The sequence below is a fragment of the Marinactinospora rubrisoli genome, assembly GCF_042664915.1.
GTDB classification, from domain to species: domain Bacteria; phylum Actinomycetota; class Actinomycetes; order Streptosporangiales; family Streptosporangiaceae; genus Marinitenerispora; species Marinitenerispora rubrisoli.
The window spans coordinates 944,514-960,182 of sequence record NZ_JBHTBH010000001.1 but is presented as its reverse complement, the minus strand read 5'-3'; the positions used below and the strand labels follow the sequence as shown (position 1 = coordinate 960,182).

Here is a 15,669-nt window from a genome sequence, read left to right as displayed (position 1 = left end):
CACGACCTGGATCAGCGGTCGTTCGGACCCACCGTCGTCTGCTGCACCTGGAGCAGGAACTCGGTGTTGCTCTTGCTCTCCTTCATCTTGTCCAGCAGCAGCTCCAGCGCCTGCTGGGTGTCGAGCGCGTGCAGCACCCGGCGGAGCTTCCAGATGATGCTCAGCTCCTCGCCGGACAGCAGGATCTCCTCCTTCCGGGTGCTGGAGGCGACGACGTCGACCGCCGGGAAGATGCGCTTGTCGGCGAGCTGGCGGTTGAGCTTGAGCTCCATGTTGCCGGTGCCCTTGAACTCCTCGAAGATGACCTCGTCCATCCGGGAGCCGGTCTCGACCAGGGCGGTGGCGAGTATCGTCAGCGAGCCGCCGTTCTCGATGTTGCGCGCCGCGCCGAAGAACCGCTTCGGGGGGTACAGCGCGGTGGAGTCGACACCACCGGACAGGATGCGCCCGCTCGCCGGGGCCGACAGGTTGTAGGCGCGGCCGAGCCGGGTGATGGAGTCGAGCAGCACCACGACGTCCAAGCCCATCTCCACCAGCCGCTTGGCCCGCTCGATGGCCAGCTCGGCGACGGTGGTGTGGTCCTCGGCCGGACGGTCGAAGGTCGAGTGGATGACCTCGCCCTTGACCGTGCGCTGCATGTCGGTGACCTCTTCCGGCCGCTCGTCGACGAGGACGACCATGAGGTGGCACTCGGGGTTGTTCTCGGTGATCGCGTTGGCGATGGCCTGCAGCACCATGGTCTTGCCGGCCTTGGGCGGCGAGACGATGAGGCCGCGCTGGCCCTTGCCGATGGGCGCGATCAGGTCGATGATCCGGGTGGTCAGGATGTTCGGCTCGCTCTCCAGCCGCAGCCGCTCCTGCGGGTACAGCGGGACGAGCTTGGAGAACTCCGGGCGGTGCCGGGCCTGCTCGGGCGCCATGCCGTTGATGGTGTCGAGCCGGACCAGGGCGTTGAACTTCTCCCTGCGCTCGCCCTCGCGGGGCTGGCGGACCGCGCCGGTGATGGCGTCGCCCTTGCGCAGCCCGTTCTTGCGCACCTGGGCCAGCGACACGTAGACGTCGTTGGCGCCGGGCAGGTAGCCCGTGGTGCGCACGAAGGCGTAGTTGTCGAGGATGTCCAGGATGCCGGCCACCGGCAGCAGGACGTCGTCGTCGTTGATCACCGGCTCGGCGTCCTGCCGGTCACGGCCGCCGCGACGGTCCCGGCGGTCGCGCCGCCGGCCGCGCCGGCGTCCGCCGCCGAAGTCATCGTCGTCGTCCTGCTTGTTGCGGCCCTGACCGCCGCCCTGCGGCTGCTGGTCGGTACCGGTGCTGTCGTCGCGGTTGGTGCGGCGCTCGTCCCGGTTACGGCGGTTACGCTGCCGCTCCCGGCCGCCCTGCCCGTTCTGGCCGGACTCGGCGCCGCTGGTCTGCGAAGTGTTGGATGTCTTGGTCACGCTGCTCGCGGAGGTAGAGGAATCGGTGCCGTCGGTCGGCGGCTGCTGTTCGCCGGACTCGTCCCCGCGCCTGCGGGACGACCGACGGCCGCGCGTGGGCCGGTCGGAGCGTTCGGCCTGCTCCGCCACCCCCTCGCTCGGCGCGGTGGGGGCCTCGGTGGCGGCCGGAGCCTCGCCCTCGGTCGCGCTCCCGACGGCCTCGCCGTTCTTCGCCGAGGTCTTCCGGACGGAACGCCGGCCCGAGGACGAACCGTCGGTGGCGTCGACCTTACCGGCTGCGCCTGCGACATCGGCGGACTTCGCCGATTTGGCGGACCGCGGCGCGTCGATCGGGCCGCCCTGCTTGGCCTCGATGGCGGAGATGATGTCGTTCTTACGCATGCGCCCCGTACCCGTGATACCGAGACTCGACGCCAGACGCTGAAGCTCGGTCAGCTTCAGGGCGGCCAGTCCGGTGCCGCCGGAGCGGCTCCGGGTCCGGGTAGGCGCGCTCTTGCCGGCTGGGGGCGCGGCGTCGCCGGCCTCACCGGACACGGTCGTGTTCTGCGTGCTGACCGCCGCGTCCGTGTGGAGTTCGGTCGTGTCGCTCACTAAGGGTCCTTCCCAAGGAGCGGGCTGATGCCGTCATCATGGTCGAACGGCCAGCCCGGTGGTGCGAACCGGCAGGGGCCGGGTCGGGCGTGCCCCACGTTGCTGCCGAGAACCGTCGAACGGCGGTTCTCTACCCAATCGCGGCGGGCTCTGGGTACAACCAGACGTCGGGGCGTCGGGCTCGCTGGTGCTGCCCGCGGATCATCCTGTCGTTCCTGTGTACGGAATGCGGGATTGAAGTGAACTGGGCAGAGCCACGGGCGCGCCGTGAACTCGACACAGTGCCGGCCGTGCACAGCGCGCGCGTGGAAGAGACCACTTGTGCGGAAGGCGCGGAAGACACTGCGGCGGATGAGCACACGCCCCGCATTGGGGCATCTGGTGCCTCACCTAGCCTAACATCACCGGAGCCCACAGCTATTCCTCGACACAAGTCTATGAACGGGGAGAACTGATACATACCCCTGCCGGATCGATTCTTAAGGGGCGTATGTGCCAACCAGTACCCGTTCGGTTGCCAATTGAATCCGCCAGCTCCCCACTGATTTGCGGGAGATCCGGCGACGCGGCCGCTTCCGGCCCTGGTGAGCCCGGCTCCGGCGCGTAACCGAGCGCCAGCACCGTGGGGCCGGCGCCCGATATCACCGCGGCGACTCCGTCACGTTCCCGGAGGTCGCGCACGAGGCCGATGCTGGCCGGCATGGCGGCGCCGCGGTAGGGCTGGTGCAGCCGGTCCTCGGTGGCCGTCAGCAGTAACTCCGGGCGCGCGGTCACCGCCGCGACCAGCAGCGCCGCACGGCCCGCGGTGAACGCGGCGTCGGCGTGCGGAACGGCCGCCGGCAGCAGGCCGCGGGCGCGCTCCGTCGACAGCCGCTGGTCGGGGACGCAGGCCACCGGGAGCAGCCGCGCGGACGGCGCCATCGACAGCGCACGCCACGCCTCGGCGTCGCGCCAGGCCACCGTGAAACCGCCGTAGACGCAGGGCGCCACGTTGTCGGGGTGCCCCTCGATGTCGGCCGCCAGCCGGAACACCCGGTCGCGGTCGAAGCCGTCGGCCGGCGCGGCGCCGAGCAGCGCCTCTGCCGCGGTGACGCCGGCGACGATGGCCGACGCCGAGGAGCCGAGGCCGCGGCCGTGCGGGATGTGGTTGCGGCAGTGCAGGTCGAGGCCAGGCGGCGATTCACCGGCCGCCTCGAAGGCGGTGTGCAGGGCGCGGACGACGAGGTGCGAGGCGTCCGTGGGGACCTCCCCGGCGCCCTCCCCCTCGACGCGGACCGTGACGCGGTCGTCGTCGCGGAGGCGCACGGTCACCTCGTCGTGCAGCGCCAGGGCCAGCCCGAGGGCGTCGAACCCGGGACCGAGGTTCGCGCTGGTCGCCGGGGTGCGGACGCGCACCTCCGAGCGGCGCGGCTGTGGCATGGCAGGGTGCTCCGGTGTCAGGCGGGTGCGGGGGTCAGGCCAGGTCGAGTGCGGTGGCCGCCGCGTGGGCGTCGACCGGGACGGTGGTCGCGGAGGAGGCGCCGGCGAGGGCCCAGTCGGGGTCCTTCAGGCCGTTGCCGGTGACCGTGCAGACGACCCGGCTGCCGCGCTCGATCTGTCCGGCCTCGACGGCCTGGAGCAGACCGGCGACGCTGGCCGCCGAGGCGAGCTCGACGAACACGCCCTCCTCGGCCGCGAGCATGCGGTAGGCGGAGAGGATCTTGCGGTCGGTGACGGCGTCGATGCGGCCCTGCGACTCGTCACGGGCGCGCTCGGCCAGCTGCCAGGAGGCGGGGTTGCCGATCCGGATCGCGGTGGCGATGGTGCGGGGCTGGGCGACCGGCTCGCCGTTGACGATCGGCGCCGCGCCGCTGGCCTGGAAGCCGAACATCCGCGGGGTGCGCGTGGCGATGCCGTCGGCGGCGTACTCCTTGTACCCCATCCAGTAGGCGGAGATGTTGCCGGCGTTGCCGACGGGCAGGCAGTGCACGTCGGGGGCGTCGCCGAGGGTGTCCACGATCTCGAAGGCCGCGGTCTTCTGCCCCTGCAGCCGGTAGGGGTTCACCGAGTTGACCAGCGCGACGGGGTAGTCGACCGAGAGCTTGCGGGCGAGTTCGAGGCAGTCGTCGAAGTTGCCGTCGACCTGGAGCAGGCGGGCGCCGTGCACGAGCGCCTGCGCGAGCTTGCCCATGGCGATCTTGCCGCGGGGGACGAGCACCGCGCAGGTCATGCCGGCGCGCACGGCGTAGGCGGCGGCGCTGGCGCTGGTGTTGCCGGTGGAGGCGCAGATGACGGCCTTGGCGCCGTCCTCGGCCGCCTTGGTGATGGCCATGGTCATGCCGCGGTCCTTGAAGGAACCGGTGGGGTTGAGCCCCTCGACCTTGAGAAGGACCTCGCAGCCCGTCAGCTGCGACACCCGGGGCGCCGGAACCAGTGGGGTCCCGCCCTCCAGCAGGGTGACGGCGGGGGTCGTGTCCGTGACGGGGAGCCGATCGCGGTACTCGTCGATCACTCCACGCCAGGAACGAGGCGTACGCACAGGGTCCTCCGAAAGGCGGTGTTCCAAACTGCGGGGTCTGTCATGGGGACGGTTCCGGTGCCCCGGCCCGGGCGCGGAGGCGGGCAGCCGAGGGACGGCTGCCGGAAGCGACGATGAAGACCTGCGGATTCGCTCCCTCAGTCTACGCCGACGCGCGACCGGTTCCGCGTCCGCGTCCGGGTACGGCCCCGGCACGGCGGGTCAGCGGCCCGCGGTGGCCAGCAGCCGGCGGCAAACGGCGAGCAGCCGTTCGCGCAGCGGCCGGGCACGCTGGGCGAACCCCCGTTGCGCGGCGACGTACTCGGCCTTGCCCTCGGGGGTCTCGATGCGGACCGGCGGGTGGCCGTACCCGCTCAGGTCGTACGGCGATGCGCGCATATCGAGGACGCGGACGTCGCGGGCGAGTTCGAAGCAGTCGGCCACGAGATCGCCGGGCACGGCGGGTTCGAGTTTGTAGGCCCACTTGTAGAGGTCCATGTTGGCGTGCAGGCAGCCGGGCTGCTCCAGCTCGGCCTGCCGGGACCGTTCGGGCCGCAACTGGTTGCGGGGCCGGGCCGGTGGGGTGAAGAACCGGTAGGCGTCGAAGTGCGAGCAGCGGATCTGGTGCGCCTCGACCACGGCGTCGGTTCCGGCCGCCCCCAGGCGCAGCGGCAGCGCCGCGTGCCGCACCTCCTCGGGCGGCAGCCGGTAGACCATGGCCCACTCATGCAGGCCGAAGCAGCCGAAATGCCCGGTCCGCCCGGCCGTAGCCGTGAGCAGTTCCGCGACGAACTCGACGGTGCGGCCACGGTCGGCCAGGAACGCCGGGACGTCCAAGGTGACGCCGGTGGCCTCTGCTCCGCCGCGGCCGGTGGCGGGCACCGTGCGGTGCCACCGCCAGCCGGCGCGCTCGGCCGCCTCGGGGCCGAGCAGCACCGTGCCGGCGCCCGGGTGCCAGCGGCGCAGCCGGGCCGGGCGGTGGCTGTAGTACTCGAACAGGAAGTCCTCGACCGGGTGGCGGACGCCGCGCTCGCGGCGGCGCAGGTACGGCTCGGTGAGCGCGTCGACCCGCCGTTCGTGGGCGTCGCGCAGCGGCCGCCACTCGTCCTGGTCCAGCACCGTGACGTGGTCCTCGGAGCCGCCGCGGCTCGCGGCGGCGCCGTCCCGCACCTCGCCCTTACCTTCACTCGCCACGGGAGAGGTCCATCCGTTCCCGCCGCACGTCAGCCGTGCCCGAACGCCTCGACCCGCATCACGCTGGCCACCGCGCGCACCATGTCGAGGTCGCGCAGGTCCGCCACCGTCCGCGCGAGCGCGGCGTCGGGGGCGCGGTGGCTGACCAGGACCAGCTGGGCGTCCTCTCCCGAGCCCTCCTGGCGGACGTTCTTGATGGAGACCCCGTGCCCGGCGAAGACGTCGGCGACCCGGGCGAGCACGCCGGGGCGGTCGTCGACGTCGAGCGCCACGTGGTAGCGGGTGACGGTCTCGCCCATCGGGTGAACGGGCAGGCCGGTGTCGTGCGCTCCCTCGGCGACGTGGGTGCCGGCCAGCCGGTTGCGGGCCACCGCCACGACGTCGCCGAGCACCGCGCTCGCGGTGGGTGCCCCGCCGGCGCCGGCGCCGTAGAACATCAGCCGCCCGGCGGACTCGGCCTCCACGAAGACGGCGTTGTACGCCTCGGTGACGGTGGCGAGCGGATGCTCGCGGGGCAGCATGACCGGGTGCACGCGCACGCCCACGGAGGAGCCGTCGGCGGAGCGCTGGCAGATGGCCAGCAGCTTGACGACGCAGCCCATGGCCTTGGCGCTGGCGATGTCGGCGGCGGTCACCTCGGTGATGCCCTCGCGGTGCACGTCGGCCGCGGTCACCTGGGTGTGGAAGGCCAGGCGGGCGAGGATCGCGGCCTTGGCCGCGGCGTCGAAGCCCTCGACGTCGGCGGTGGGGTCGGCCTCGGCGTAGCCGAGGGACTGCGCCTCCTCCAGGGACTCGGCGAACCCGGCGCCCAGGCTGTCCATGCGGTCGAGGATGTAGTTCGTGGTGCCGTTGACGATGCCCAGCACCCGGTGCACCCGATCGCCGGCGAGGGAGTCGCGCAGCGGGCGCAGCAGCGGGATGGCGCCGGCGACGCTCGCCTCGTAGTAGACGTCGACGCCGGCGTCCCGGGCGGCGGCGTGGATGGCCGCGCCGTCCTCGGCCAGCAGCGCCTTGTTCGCGGTCACCACGGACTTGCCGCTCTTGATCGCGGCGAGGATCAGCGAGCGGGCGGGTTCGATGCCGCCGATCACCTCGACCACCAGGTCGATGTCGGGGCGGGTCGCCAGGGTCATGGCGTCGGTGGTGAACAGCGCCGGGTCCACACCCGTGTCACGGGCGCGCCCGAGCCGGCGCACCGCGATGCCTCCGATCTCCAGGGACGTTCCGACCCGCGCCGCGAGTTCGGTGGACTGGTCGTTGATCAGCCGCACCACTTCCGAGCCGACGACTCCGCAGCCCAGCAGCGCCACCTTGAGTGCCATCAGGGGGTGACTCCCACTTCTTCGCTCGTACTTCGCTCCGTGTGCCCGCCCCCGGCGACGCCGTGGACGCGCGCGCCCGGTGCCCGGGGGCCCGGACGACCTGGATGACGGCCAGGGTCAGCCTACGTCCCGGCGCAGCAGGTCCTCCTCGGTCTCCCGGCGGATGAGGGTGCGGGCCGCGCCGTCGCGCACCGCGACCACGGCCGGCCGGGCCACGTGGTTGTAGTTACTGGCCATGGAGTGGCAGTAAGCGCCGGTGGCGGCGACGGCGAGCAGGTCGCCGGGCCGCAGGTCGCCGGGGAGGTAGAGGTCGCGGACCAGGACGTCGCCGCTCTCGCAGTGCTTGCCGACCAGGCGGGACAGGGTGGGCTCGGTGTCGCTGGCGCGCGAGGCGAGCACGCACGTGTAGTCGGCGCCGTACAGCGCGGTGCGGATGTTGTCGCTCATGCCGCCGTCGACGCTGACGTAGCTGCGCAGCCCCTCGACGTCCTTGATGGTGCCGACCTCGTACACGGTGACCCCGCACGGACCCGCGATGGCGCGGCCGGGTTCGACGGCGATGCGCGGCATGGGAAGACCGTGCGCCTCGCACTCCCGCCGCACGATGCCGAGGAGCCGGTCGGCGATGACCTTCGGCTCCAGCGGGCGGTCGCCCGTGACGTAGGCGATGCCGAGACCGCCCCCGAGGTCGAGCTCTGGCAGGACGGCTCCGTGCTCGGTGTGGATCGCGGTGAGGAACTCGGCGAGGCGGCGGGCGGCCACCTCGAAACCGGCGGTGTCGAAGATCTGCGACCCGATGTGCGAGTGCAGGCCCACCAGGTTGAGGTGGGCGGAGTCCAGCGCGCGCCGGACCGCCTCGGCCGCGGCGCCGCTGCTCAGCGCCAGGCCGAACTTCTGGTCGTCGTGGGCGGTGGCGACGAACTCGTGCGTGTGCGCCTCGACGCCGGTGGTGACCCGGATGAGGATGTCGGCGACCCGGCCGCGCTCGGCGGCGATCTCCGCCAGGCGGTCGAGCTCCTGGAAGGAGTCCACGATGATCCGGCCGACCCCCGCCTCGACGGCGCGGACGAGTTCGGCCGGCGACTTGTTGTTGCCGTGCAGTCCGATGCTCTCGGGCGGCACGCCCGCGGCGAGCGCCACGGCGAGCTCCCCGCCGCTGCATACGTCCAGCTTCAGGCCCTCCTCGTGCACCCAGCGCGCGACCGCCTTGGTGAGGAGCGCCTTGCCCGCGTAATAGACGTCGGCGTCGGCGTCGCCGAAGGCGGAGCGGTACTCCCGGGCGCGGGCCCGGAAGTCGGCCTCGTCCAGCACGAACAGCGGCGTGCCGTACTCGCGGGCCAGCTCGGTCACGCGCACGCCGCCGACCGTCAGCTCCCCGTCGGCGCGCGCGGCCGAGCGCGGCCACACCGCGGGGTCGAGCTCGGTGAGGTCGTGCGGGGGGATCGGCGGGTGCTCCTCCGGCAGCACGTCGGCGTGACGCGGGCCGGCGGGGTGGGCGTAACGGCTCATGAGCGCACACTCTCGGTCGGTCGGCGGGCCGCGCCGGCCGAGGGCGGCGCGGGGTGTGTGGTGGCTGTGTACCCGGGGATGCGGGCGCGGCGGTGCGGGCTACAGCCTTGTGGGCGCCGCCGCACCGAGCAGGGACAGTCCGGCGGCGAGAACGGCCGCCGCCGCGGCGCACAGCGCGGACCGCGCCGCGATGGTGTCCCGGCAGCACCGCCCGGCGTCGTGGGCCGTGGTACCGGCGTGCTCTCCCGTGCTCGTCCCCCAGGTCTCCCGCCAGTCATGGTAGGCAGCGGCGAGGCCCTCCAGGTATCGCACCAGAATATGCGGTTCCCGCCGCCGTCCCGCGCCGGCCAGGTGCCCGGGGCCGTCGAACAGCGCCCCGAGGAGGGCTGCGGCGGGCGGCGCTGTGAGAACGGCCACGGCGGCGGGAGCGTCGAATGCGGCGAACGGGGCACCGGGGGGCGGCTCGGCACCGGCGGCGCGAGCGGCGTCGGCGATCCATTCGCGGCTGCGGACGGCGTGCGCGTGGGCGTAGCGGATGCCGAAGGCGGGGTTGGCGTCGGTCTGGCGGGCCCAGGCACCGGGGTGCTCCGGGGTGGGCAGCGCCGGCAGGCCGGGCCCGGTGAGCTCGCCGGCGCGCGGCCGCTCGGCGGCCGACCGGCAGAACGCGATCCGGGCGGTGGCCTCCCCGATCACGGCGAGCAGCCGGGCGGGCTCGGCGGCGGACGCGGCATCACCGCCCACGGCCGCGGCGGTGTCCGGCGGCGGGTCCCGCCAGGTGACGTCACCGGTGCCGGGGTCCAGGTGGGCGCGCACCGGCCAGACCGCCGCGGCGTCCAGCCCCACGCCCGGGTGCCCGGTCAGCGCCAGGGCGATGCGGCGCCGCGCGTCGTCCCGGGCCAGCCGCCGGGCGGCGGGGAGGTCGGCGGCGGCGGACAGGTCGGACAGCGCGATGCCGTCGTCGGCGGCCGCCGCTCCGGCGGCCGGAGGAGCCGGGGCCGCGGTGCGGAGGGTGGCGGGTCCCCGCAGGTAGGGCAGGCCACGGACGGCCGCCCGAACGGACCGCGCGCGGGCGGTGCCGGTGACGGTGAGGTTGACGAACCCGTTCCCCTCGACCCGCGCGTCCAGCACGTCCGGCCGACGGCGCGCCTCGGCCGCGATACCGGCGGCGAGCGTCCGTGGGTCGCCCCCGGCCCTCCGCGCGAGCCGCTGGGCGAGCGCCGTGGCGTAGTCCCCGGGTCGGCCCGCGGGCACCCGGTACGGCTCGGCGCCCGGCACCGCTTCGGGCGCCAGACCGGCGGCGCCCGCCGCGGCGGACCGCAGCAACGCGTCGACCCCGAGCGGAGTGGCCCCCTCCTCCCGCCAGAGACCGGCGAGCGCGTCCACGATCACCCCGGCCCGACTCCGGCGAGATCCCGCACGATCCGGATCAGCTCGGACGGGTCGAACGGCTTGGTGAGGTAGGCGTCCACTCCGATCTCCCGGCCACGCCGCAGATCGTCCTCCTGCGCGCGGGCGGTGATCAGCACGACCTTGGCACCCCGGCCGTCCCCTTCCCGAAGCCGCAACGCGGTGACCCAGCCGTCCAGCCGGGGCATCATGACATCCAACGTGATGACGTCCGGCCCGACCGCCCCCACCCGGTCCAGGCAGTCCTGCCCGTCGACCGCGGTATGGACCTCGAAGCCCTCCAACTGCAGGTTGACGGCGATCAACTGACGAATCACCTCATCGTCGTCGACCACCAGAACCCGACCCAGCGCATCACCCACGGCCGCGAGACTAGCGCCCCACCCCCGCCGCCCGCTGCGATATGCGCACTCCGGCCACGACTGCGCAAGGCACCCGCCACCCCTGCTAGAGTTGTTCACGCAAAGCGCCCCCTTAGCTCAGGGGATAGAGCAACGGCCTCCGGAGCCGTGTGCGCAGGTTCGAATCCTGCAGGGGGCACCCCACGAGGAGCAGCGAAAGCCCGGCTGACCAGGCATGATGGCTTGGTGCCGGGTTTCGTCATGTAGGCAGCCGTATGCCGCCGGAAGCCGCCCGTTGCCAGCGTTCCCGGAATATGCGCGGAATGGTTCCAGAGCCCATCCGCTGAGGTCAGGCAGCGAAAAACCCCGACCGTAGGCCGGGGTTCCGCGCTAATCCAGTTCGTCATCTATCCGCCCGAACCAGCGATCATCGTCGCCGTCCAGGCAGTGGGCGTAGACCCGGTACAGCACCTCCACCGAGTGCCCCGCCCACTCCGCAACCAGCGCCGGAGGCGTCCCGGCGTTCAGCCGCAGTGACACCCCTGCGTGCCGGAAGTCATACGGTGTCGACGCTAAGGGTGATTCCACCTGAGACTTGCTGAACGCCTTCACGCGAGCGTCCTGCAGGACCCGCCACAGCGTCGATGGGTGGTACTTGGCGCCCCGGTAGGTGCGGAAGAGCCGGCCTTCCTCGTCGGTGCCGTAGGTGTCGATGTGCTCCCGCAGCAGCGTCACCAGCTCAGGAGGAATCGGAACTCGTCGGCGCGTGTTGGGCGCTCGCCCCTTGAGCCCCCGTCGCTCGTGAACCTCGCCGTCGTCGGTCCAGGCCCGGCCAGCCGCAGAATACGCCGTCTCAAAGTCCAGCACGCCCCACCCATCAGCGGGCAACTCGCAGGACTTCGCTTCCAGCGAGATGGCTTCCTGCGGCCGAAGCATCCCGTAGTACATGCACCCGTACAGCGCGACCAGTCGTGGCCCCTGGGTCTTGCCGATACGTCGAATGGCGTCGAGGAGCGCCTTCATCTGCTTGGGGTTGGCCACGCGCCGCCGGTCCAGCGTCTTCACGACTGCCGGCGGTTTCCAGTCGTCGGCGTTCTTGTCATCAAGCGGGTTCGCCCGCAGCCGCCCCAGCCGAACCGCGTGCTTCAGGGCACCGGAGAAAACCCGCCGACGACGCCGGTAGTACTCCGGGGCCGCGGGCTTCCCATCAAGTCTCCGGGAACATGCCTCCAGCGCTTTGGAAACCGTCCGGACCTCTTCGAGCGCCATGATGGGAACCGAGTTCCGCTCGAGCCATCGAAGGGCCGCCTCGATCTCGGGAGGCTTGCTCTCGTCGCGCCGAGGGACGTTGAAGGCCCAGCACCGCAGCGCCCGCCGGAGAACGTCAGGGGCAGGAGCCCCCCGCTTGGACAACACGAGGACCACGGTCACTGCTGTCAGGCCCTCGTAGAGGGAGACCCGCTCCTTCGCCGAAACACCTGACCACTGGTGATCCACGTACGCGATAGCATGCTCGAACCAGGTCACCTTCTTCTTCTCAAGCGCCAACGAGTCAGGCAGACCCGTGTCCAGGTCGAACGGCTCGCCCTTCCTGGCAGCCTGACGAAGATCGGAGAGGAAGTTCTCAGCCGCCGACTTGTTCTGGTAGGTGCTGGATTTCTCACGTCCGGCCACGACCCAGCGGACGGTATGCGAGACGATCCGCTTCTTGCCCGACTTCGCGTCAGTCTTGCGGTTGGTCTTGATCGACCAGAACCGGACATCGTAGGACTTCACGCGGCACGCTCCCGAAGGCTCTCCAACCACGCCTCGAAGTCGCTTCGCCAGATGCGAAGTTCGCCATTGGGCAGCTTGACACTCTCCGGGGCATGCCCGATCTCGCGCCAACGGTAGAAGGTCCGCCGGGAGACCCCTCCGAGCTCGTCCAGAACTTCGGGGACGGTCATCAATCGGTCGTGCTCACGCAGGGGGACGGTAGCGCTGTTCATGCCGCCCTTTCCTCGGTTGCCGAATGATTGGTGTGGCGTGCGTGGTCGAGTTGGGCGCGGCGTTTCAGCGCTTCGCCGACCGCGCGCAGGAGGCGGTGTTCTCGGGGCGCCACGTCGGGGTCGGTGGGTCGGGCGAGTTCCCAGGCGTGGTTGCCGGAAGAAACCGGGACCGGCCAGGCGGAGCCGTTCGCGCCCTGGTCCTCGTCACGGGACGGGTCGATGCCGAGCTGTTCGAGGACCCAGGCGAGGCGGTCGGCCTTGTGGTCGGCCAGGGTCTTGCCGGACCACTTGCGGGAGACCAGGACGCGGCGGCCGGCATAGCCCAGGTGCTCACGCTTGTGCGCCTTCGAACGGCAGAAACCAGGCCGCATCCCGCCTTTGGCGTCCTGAGGCTGGATCCCGTAGCGCAGCCAGTTCGCGCACCGGGGCGAGCACGGTTCGAACCGCAGGGCTTCCACGAGGCGGTCCACGTGCCGCTGCTGCGCGTCCGTTTCGACGGTGTGGCATTCGGCGATGTCCTTGGTCAGGTACTTCGCCAGATACCGGACGCACCGCTCAGCGTCCGGGGAACCTGCCAGAACGCCTTTGGCGTCGATCTGGGGGCCGAAGCGAACCACGTGCATGGGTTCGGCCTCAGGGTCAGCGTCGAGGACGTCCAGGGCCTCATCCCAGGTCGGCAGCAGCTCACCCGTGGCCGGATCGACGTAGTTCCCCGTGCCTTCGTCCCAGACGGGGAGGTTGGCGCCGTCGTAGCGGACGGTGTCCGCTGGGGGCCACCAGACCTGGTGGTAGGTGGCGGCGGCGATCTGCCGTAGCTCCGCGCGGGGGATGGTGCCCCGGGTGGCCATGTGCAGATGCGGCGCCAACCGGCGTTGCGGCTCCACCGTGGCGAAGTACTGGACGTCGAACCCGGCCACGCGGCGGAGGTTCTGAACGAACCGGTCGATCAGCTTGGAGAAGTGCAGCGCGTCCCGCGCGGCCCGCCGGTAGTCATACGTGGCCGGGTCCACCGGTGTGCCGTCGGAGCGGACGCGGCCGTAGGTGTCGCAGGTGAGCGTGACGAACAGCGATGGGCGGAACACCTTGCCCGACGCGGGGTCTTCGAAGGTCTGGCCGACCGTTCGGCGGGTCATCGGCCGGCGGGGGAGGTCCGGGGCGTCCTGACGGCGCCGAGTGGAGCGAACACGGCGTGCCCGCTGCTGGTCTGGGGGCGGTGCGACCTTGCCCCGCAGCCCGGACGCGGTGATCTCCTCATCCAGCTCCGTGATCACCTCATCCAGCGCCGCCAGGTCATCGGCGTCAGCGGTGCCGGAAGCGGCCAGGGCGTCACGTTCAGCGGTGACCCGAGCCCGCCACTCCACCCACCATGTCTGCTGGTCCGTTGGCGGGTTCGGCGTCACGGTCGGTTCCTCGGTGAGGTGCCAGCCCTCCTCACACTGGGTCCGGCGCAGCGACCGCTTGCGCTTCGCGCACGCCGGGCAGCGCGACTCCAGAGTGGACCCGCACGGCACGTCGATGATCTCGGTCTTGCCGGTGGCGAGGTCGGTGCGGCGCAGGGCCACGGGCTGGATGCACACGCCCTTATCAGCCGCGATCCGCTCCGCCACCTCACGCGCGAGTGGCTGGGCCATCCGCTCAGCCCGTGTGGTCTTGCCGGTCGGGGTGGGCATCAGGCCACCCCTTCCATGTCGGTGGCCATGGCGGTGATGTCCTCATCGGAGACGTACGCCGCCCGGACACGGACGGGGATGGACGAGCCCTCCAAGCGGACGAAGGCGACGCCGGGAAGGTCGGGGTCGATCAGGTGCGCGTTCGCCCCACGGTCCCGGGCACCCTCGCCGAGCACCATGTCCACCTGCGAGGCTTCATCCAGTCGGAGGGCGATCTTGTCGGGGAACAGGTTCCGGAGGTTGAGGACCTCTTTGCGCGGGTCTTGAAGAGCGGCGAGAACGGCGACGCCGACCGAACGCCCCTGCGAGGTGAGGGTGGCAAGCGCGTTCTCCGCCCGTCGCCTGACGTCGCGGTCAGGGTGGTAGGCGGTCAGGAAGGCGACCTCATCGACCACGATCACGAGGAACGGGTCATCCACGGTCGGGATGTGAGCGCGCTGCTTGCCGGCATAGCGCGCCGCCCGGTCCTGCATCGCGGCCACCGCTCTCTCAAGGAGTTCAACGGCGGCTTCCCCGTCATCGGCGTAGCGCGCGAACAGAGTGCGGCCGTAGGACAACTCCATCCGCTTCGGATCGACCGCCCACACCCGCACCGTCCCCGCCTCGATCGCAGGCATCATCGCCCGCACGGCCGACCAGATCACCGAGCCCTTACCGGCCCCCGTCACGCCGACCGTGAGGACGTGGGTTCCGTGCAGGCGGAGCAGCCACGGGGAACCGTCCTCACAGGTCCCCATCGGCAGCGCCTTCAAGTCCACGTCAGCCGGGACGGGCATTGCGCCGATCGTGTCGGCGAGCATGTCCCGGCGCGGAAACTCCAGGACGATGTCGCGCGGCCCCCGCACGGTGACCCGGCACGACGGGGCGCCGAAGCCGTGCGCCAGCTCGACAACGCGTTCTTCGAAGTCGGCCGGAGACGTGCCGGCCACCAGCTTCACGCGGACGCGGTCCGACCAGTCCGAGCACGTCACCCGGCGGATCCTCGGGAGGTACTGGCGCTCAAGGTAGGACTCAGCGAGTCCGGCGACGACGAGGACGGGTTGCCAGTGGCGGTGGTAGACCCACACCCACCGCCACGCCCCCAACACCCGCAACCCCACCAGCCGGCGGAACGAGGTACGCCAGCGCCACCACCAGCCCGCAAGACTCGCACCCGCGAGCACCAGGACCACGACGAGCGGCCCCCACCCGAACCAGTACGCGACAGCAGCAGATCCCGCGAGGGAGGCGACGAGGACCGGGAAGCGGAACGGCAACCGGACCAGGAACCCAACGAACCGGGCGATCCACCCGCCGATCACGAACACGGCCGGGGTCGGGACGACCGGGGTGGAGAACCGGAACGTCTGCGCCGGAACGGGGGCGGTCGGTTGCTGAACCTGGGACGTGCCGGGCTTGTTGTCGCGGATCATCAGGCCACACCCCCCGACAGGTGACGCTTCAGAGCAGCACCGAGCTCGGCGCAGGCTTCCCGGGCGACCCGGTGCGCGGCCGGGTCATCGGAGTCGGCCGCGATCCGGGACAGCACGTCGGCCTTACGCCGCAGGAGCGCGACTTCCTCAGCCGGGGACAGCGGTTTCGTGGCGTTGTGTCGGTCACGGACCATGCGCAGCAGGTCCCGGATCTCGCGGATCGTGACGCGCGGACGGTGTTCGGACATAATCAACAGACCTCTTCTGTTCTTCGCTGGCAGGCGGAAACGGGGAGAGTCGGC

Annotated in this window: 13 protein-coding genes and 1 tRNA gene; 1 reads left to right on the top strand and 13 read right to left on the bottom strand. The window is 71.7% G+C overall.

Annotated elements, in window-relative coordinates; translation table 11 throughout:
• Positions 1-11 precede the first annotated feature (11 nt).
• The 8 genes from rho to ACFQRF_RS03950 form a co-directional block, all read right to left on the bottom strand.
• On the bottom strand, positions 12-2,027 hold the full coding sequence (gene rho / locus ACFQRF_RS03985; protein WP_379868864.1) for a transcription termination factor Rho: 2,016 nt from the start codon (positions 2,025-2,027) through the stop codon (positions 12-14).
• Between the two features lie 435 nt (positions 2,028-2,462).
• Positions 2,463-3,446: a homoserine kinase gene (gene thrB / locus ACFQRF_RS03980; protein WP_379868862.1), complete on the bottom strand. Its 984-nt coding sequence runs from the start codon at positions 3,444-3,446 to the stop codon at positions 2,463-2,465.
• 34 nt (positions 3,447-3,480) lie between these two features.
• Entirely contained in the window at positions 3,481-4,545 is a 1,065-nt protein-coding gene (thrC, locus tag ACFQRF_RS03975) for a threonine synthase (protein WP_379868861.1), read from the bottom strand.
• A 201-nt stretch (positions 4,546-4,746) separates the two neighbouring features.
• Positions 4,747-5,643: a 3-methyladenine DNA glycosylase gene (locus tag ACFQRF_RS03970; protein ID WP_379869041.1), complete on the bottom strand. Its 897-nt coding sequence runs from the start codon at positions 5,641-5,643 to the stop codon at positions 4,747-4,749.
• 104 nt (positions 5,644-5,747) lie between these two features.
• Positions 5,748-7,040: a homoserine dehydrogenase gene (locus ACFQRF_RS03965; RefSeq protein WP_379868859.1), complete on the bottom strand. Its 1,293-nt coding sequence runs from the start codon at positions 7,038-7,040 to the stop codon at positions 5,748-5,750.
• Positions 7,041-7,157: 117 nt separating this feature from the next.
• A complete protein-coding gene (gene lysA, locus ACFQRF_RS03960; RefSeq protein WP_379868857.1) occupies positions 7,158-8,549 on the bottom strand; it encodes a diaminopimelate decarboxylase in 1,392 nt (463 codons plus the stop codon).
• A gap of 99 nt (positions 8,550-8,648) precedes the next feature.
• Entirely contained in the window at positions 8,649-9,938 is a 1,290-nt protein-coding gene (locus ACFQRF_RS03955; RefSeq protein ID WP_379868856.1) for a DALR anticodon-binding domain-containing protein, read from the bottom strand.
• A complete protein-coding gene (locus ACFQRF_RS03950; protein ID WP_379868854.1) occupies positions 9,935-10,318 on the bottom strand; it encodes a response regulator transcription factor in 384 nt (127 codons plus the stop codon). Before ACFQRF_RS03950 ends, ACFQRF_RS03955 begins: the two co-directional genes overlap by 4 nt.
• Before the next feature lie 106 nt (positions 10,319-10,424).
• Between ACFQRF_RS03950 and ACFQRF_RS03945 the strand changes: the two genes are divergently transcribed.
• Positions 10,425-10,496: transfer RNA gene (locus tag ACFQRF_RS03945), tRNA-Arg, on the top strand.
• Between the two features lie 191 nt (positions 10,497-10,687).
• On the opposite strand, the gene ACFQRF_RS03940 is transcribed toward ACFQRF_RS03945, so the two are convergent.
• Genes ACFQRF_RS03940 through ACFQRF_RS03920 form a run of 5 tightly spaced genes read right to left on the bottom strand, consistent with a single transcriptional unit; the run spans position 10,688 to position 15,615 of the window.
• Positions 10,688-12,073 (bottom strand): tyrosine-type recombinase/integrase, encoded by a 1,386-nt coding sequence (locus tag ACFQRF_RS03940; protein ID WP_379868852.1) that lies wholly within the window; start codon positions 12,071-12,073, stop codon positions 10,688-10,690.
• Entirely contained in the window at positions 12,070-12,285 is a 216-nt protein-coding gene (locus ACFQRF_RS03935; protein ID WP_379868850.1) for a helix-turn-helix transcriptional regulator, read from the bottom strand. The genes ACFQRF_RS03940 and ACFQRF_RS03935 overlap by 4 nt, the downstream gene beginning before the upstream one ends.
• The gene (locus ACFQRF_RS03930; RefSeq protein ID WP_379868848.1) at positions 12,282-13,955 is read right to left on the bottom strand and encodes a replication initiator; all 1,674 of its coding nucleotides are present in this window, start codon (positions 13,953-13,955) and stop codon (positions 12,282-12,284) included. Before ACFQRF_RS03930 ends, ACFQRF_RS03935 begins: the two co-directional genes overlap by 4 nt.
• The gene (locus ACFQRF_RS03925; RefSeq protein ID WP_379868847.1) at positions 13,955-15,367 is read right to left on the bottom strand and encodes an FtsK/SpoIIIE domain-containing protein; all 1,413 of its coding nucleotides are present in this window, start codon (positions 15,365-15,367) and stop codon (positions 13,955-13,957) included. The genes ACFQRF_RS03930 and ACFQRF_RS03925 overlap by 1 nt, the downstream gene beginning before the upstream one ends.
• Positions 15,367-15,615 (bottom strand): hypothetical protein, encoded by a 249-nt coding sequence (locus tag ACFQRF_RS03920; RefSeq protein ID WP_379868845.1) that lies wholly within the window; start codon positions 15,613-15,615, stop codon positions 15,367-15,369. Before ACFQRF_RS03920 ends, ACFQRF_RS03925 begins: the two co-directional genes overlap by 1 nt.
• Positions 15,616-15,669 lie beyond the last annotated feature (54 nt).

Coding starts and splice junctions, on each gene's coding strand:
- thrB (WP_379868862.1), bottom strand. CDS start 3,446: ATGCCACAGCCGCGCCGCTCGGAGGTGCGCGTCCGCACCCCGGCGACC.
- ACFQRF_RS03965 (WP_379868859.1), bottom strand. CDS start 7,040: ATGGCACTCAAGGTGGCGCTGCTGGGCTGCGGAGTCGTCGGCTCGGAA.
- lysA (WP_379868857.1), bottom strand. CDS start 8,549: ATGAGCCGTTACGCCCACCCCGCCGGCCCGCGTCACGCCGACGTGCTG.
- ACFQRF_RS03935 (WP_379868850.1), bottom strand. CDS start 12,285: ATGAACAGCGCTACCGTCCCCCTGCGTGAGCACGACCGATTGATGACC.
- ACFQRF_RS03930 (WP_379868848.1), bottom strand. CDS start 13,955: ATGCCCACCCCGACCGGCAAGACCACACGGGCTGAGCGGATGGCCCAG.
- ACFQRF_RS03925 (WP_379868847.1), bottom strand. CDS start 15,367: ATGATCCGCGACAACAAGCCCGGCACGTCCCAGGTTCAGCAACCGACC.
- ACFQRF_RS03920 (WP_379868845.1), bottom strand. CDS start 15,615: ATGTCCGAACACCGTCCGCGCGTCACGATCCGCGAGATCCGGGACCTG.